The organism is Clostridium caldaquaticum (assembly GCF_023806125.1).
GTDB lineage: Bacteria > Bacillota > Clostridia > Clostridiales > Clostridiaceae > Clostridium_AT > Clostridium_AT caldaquaticum.
Genome location: NZ_JAMSKT010000038.1, coordinates 1 through 3,495 on the forward strand (window position 1 = coordinate 1; position 3,495 = coordinate 3,495).

At 31.8% G+C, this 3,495-nt stretch carries 4 protein-coding genes; 3 read left to right on the plus strand and 1 reads right to left on the minus strand.

Annotated elements, in window-relative coordinates:
- The coding region (locus M2651_RS14165) for a hypothetical protein (protein ID WP_434062157.1) at positions 1–200 on the minus strand (200 nt) is incomplete at its 3' end.
- Between the two features lie 26 nt (positions 201–226).
- Here M2651_RS14165 and M2651_RS14170 point away from each other — a divergent pair.
- From M2651_RS14170 to M2651_RS14180, 3 genes are read left to right on the plus strand one after another with little or no spacing between them, the layout of a single operon-like run.
- On the plus strand, positions 227–496 hold the full coding sequence (locus M2651_RS14170; protein WP_350338308.1) for a (2Fe-2S) ferredoxin domain-containing protein: 270 nt from the start codon (positions 227–229) through the stop codon (positions 494–496).
- Positions 497–511: 15 nt separating this feature from the next.
- The gene (locus M2651_RS14175; RefSeq protein WP_252132991.1) at positions 512–2,233 is read left to right on the plus strand and encodes a [Fe-Fe] hydrogenase large subunit C-terminal domain-containing protein; all 1,722 of its coding nucleotides are present in this window, start codon (positions 512–514) and stop codon (positions 2,231–2,233) included.
- A complete protein-coding gene (locus M2651_RS14180; protein ID WP_252132992.1) occupies positions 2,230–3,402 on the plus strand; it encodes a SpoIIE family protein phosphatase in 1,173 nt (390 codons plus the stop codon). The genes M2651_RS14175 and M2651_RS14180 overlap by 4 nt, the downstream gene beginning before the upstream one ends.
- Positions 3,403–3,495 lie beyond the last annotated feature (93 nt).

The window sequence follows — 3,495 nt, forward strand, 5'->3', positions numbered from 1 at the left end:
ACTTCACTTATGCTTCTTGCCATAACATGATATATTGCTCCTTCTTGCTTTTGCCTTGCTATTCTCGGCATAAAACACACCCCGCTTATGTATAATTTTTTCTTTAATTCTATCCATAAGCAGGGTGTTATAAACAATGGTTTGTTGTTAACCGTCCCTTTTTCCTTTTTCCCTATTTCCTCTGGATAATTTTTTAACAAAGTGATATATTTATATCAGAAAAAACATTTTTTTCAAGGAGAGATTGCTTATGCTTACTATCAGCGTCTGTGTAGGAAGTTCCTGTCATTTAAAAGGTTCTTATAATGTAATTAAAGAGCTTCAAAGTGAGATAGCAAAATTAAACATAGAAAAAAAAATTGAACTGAAGGCTTCCTTCTGCCTTGGCCATTGTACTAGTGCTGTTTCAGTTAAAATAAATGATGAACCCGTACTTTCTCTAAGTGCAGATAATGTTCCAGAATTTTTACAAACACATGTATTAAGCAGACTATAATAAAGGAGGTTGCACATGGAATTAATAAATTTTAGCAAAGCAAACTGCAGAAGCTGCTATAAATGTCTTCGCTCCTGCCCTGTTAAAGCTATCAGAATTAAAAACGATCAGGCAAAGATAGACGAAAAACGCTGCGTTACCTGCGGTCAATGTCTTAAAGTATGTCCTCAAAACGCAAGAAAAATAAAGTCTGATATTTACAAAATAAAAAATGCTATAAAATCAAATAGAACTGTACTTGCTATTGTAGCTCCTTCCTTTGCAGGAGCCTTTGAATTAAAGTTTCCAGGTCAGCTAGCTGCTTCACTTAAAATACTTGGTTTTGATAAAGTATTAGAAGTTGCCTTAGGTGCACAGCTGGTTACAAAACTTTATAATGATTACGTTAATGAAAATCATAATGAAAATTATATTACTACTAGTTGTCCTTCTATAAATCATTTAATTCAAACTTATTATCCTTCATTAATAAATTATTTAATTCCAGTGGATTCACCTATGATTGCCCTTGGAAAAATATTAAAAAGAAACTTTGACAATTGTTTCATAACTTTTATTGGTCCTTGTTATTCAAAAAAATTTGAAAGCGTTGAAGATGATACTATAGGAATTATAGATGCAGTTTTAACATTTGATGAATTATCAAAATGGCTTGATGAAAATTCTATTGTCTTAAACGAGTTAGAACCAGTTTCATTTGACGATGAGGCTGATTATACAGGCAGACTATTTCCTGTTCCAGGAAAATTAGATATAGCTTTTAAAAATAATGCTGACTTCAACTATGATTATATAAGTGCAGATGGTATAGATAGATGTATTGAACTTTTTAAATCTATTGAAGACGGAAATCTAAATAAAGTTTTTATTGAAGCTCTAGCCTGTAGAGGCGGATGTATTAACGGACCTGCAATGCCTAAGAATGATACAGATTATTTTGTTCGCCAAAGAAATATTATTAAATACATTAAAACTAATACCAGTAATTTAAAAGCAGCTTGTTTAGAAAATATAAATGATATAGATTTTTGTAAAACATTTAAAGACAAAAGCTTAAATAAAACATTATATAATGAAGAAGAGATTAAACAAGTTTTAAGAAAAATGGGGAAAAATTCTCCTTTAGATGAGCTCAATTGCGGAGTATGCGGTTATAATACTTGCCGTGAGAAAGCACAAGCTGTACTGGATGGCATGGCAGAAATAAATATGTGTATTCATTATATTCGAAATAAAGCTGAAAGTATTACAAATGTAGTTTTTGAAACTTCTCCAAATGCTATTTTTACATTAGATGAAGATTTTCTTATTAAAGATTTTAATCCTGCTTCTGAAAAAATGTTTAATATTAAATATGAAGATATTAAAGATAAGCCTGTTTGTATGATTATGGATGACAACGACTTTTATAAAGTAAAGAATACAAAAGAAAATATAATTGGTCGCAAAGTCTCCTTATCAGAATACGATTTAGTTGTATTAGAAAATATTATATACCTGCAAAACCATGGAGTATTTTTGGTTATTATAAATGATATTACAATGCAGGAGAAAAGTAAGGGTGAGCTTGCTCGAGTTAAAGAAAAAACCATAGATGCTGCACAGGCTGTAATAGAAAAACAGATGAGAGTTGCACAAGAAATAGCAAGCCTTTTAGGTGAGACTACAGCTGAAACAAAGGTAATATTAACTAAGCTCAAGGCTATAGCTTTAGGAGAGGTGAATGACAATAAATGAATTTTTTTATAGATATCTCTTATAATAGTCTAAATAAAGCTGGTGAGGAACTGTGCGGCGATAAGGTTGAAGTAATTAAAACTCCAGATGAGGTAATTATAGTACTGGCAGATGGTCTAGGAAGCGGGGTAAAAGCTAATATCCTGGCAACACTTACCTGTAAAATTGCTGGTACCATGCTAAAAGAAGGTTTAAGCTTATATGAAACTGTAGACACTATAGTTCACACTCTTCCTGTGTGCAGTGTAAGACAGCTGGCTTACTGCACCTTTACTATAATCAAGATTAACAAGAATGGAAACGTACATGCTTTAGAATATGACAACCCACCTTTCTTTCTTGTAAAGAATAATATACTTTCCATTCCTCCTAAAAAAGAAATAATAATTAAAGACAAAATAATAAAAGAAAGTAATTTTAAACTTAAGATTGATGATGTTCTTACCATAGTAAGCGATGGAGCTATTCACGCTGGTGTAGGAGCAATACTCAACCTTGGCTGGCAGTGGGATAATGTTGCAGAATATTTAGAAAATCTTATATCTACTGAAAAGAGAGCTAGTAATATATGCAAGGACTTAATATTTACATGTCAAAAACTATATGATGGAATGCCAGGAGATGATACTACTGTAGTAACTGTTGCTTTAAGAAAGCCCGAATTAATAAATATTTTCACCGGTCCTCCAATGGACAAAAAAAATGATAGTATTATAATAAAAAAGCTTATGAATAGCAGCGGAAAAAAAATTGTCTGTGGCGGTACTGCAGCTAATATTGCAGCCAGAGAACTTGAAGAAACCATATCTGTGAATTTTGAGTATTTCGATCCATCAGTACCACCTACCGCAGTAATCAAAGGAATCGATCTTGTTACAGAAGGAGTATTAACTCTTAGCAAAGCTGTAGAAAAAATTAAAACTTATTTAAGCAATTCTATTGAAGATAAAATATCTTTAAATCTTGAAGGAAAGGATGGAGCATCAAAACTTGCTAAAATTCTTATAGAAGATTGTACTCACTTAAATCTTTTTGTTGGAAAAGCTATAAATCCAGCTCATCAAAATCCAGATTTTCCTTCATATTTAAGCATAAAAGTAAATATTATCGAACTTCTAATAGAAACTATGAAAAAACTTGGCAAAGAAGTTCATGTTGAATATTTTTAATCGAGTAGGAGCTGAATAATTATTTTATTCAGCGTCCTCTCACACCACCGTGCGTACCGTTCGGTACACGGCGGTTCAATAGAAATTAATGTG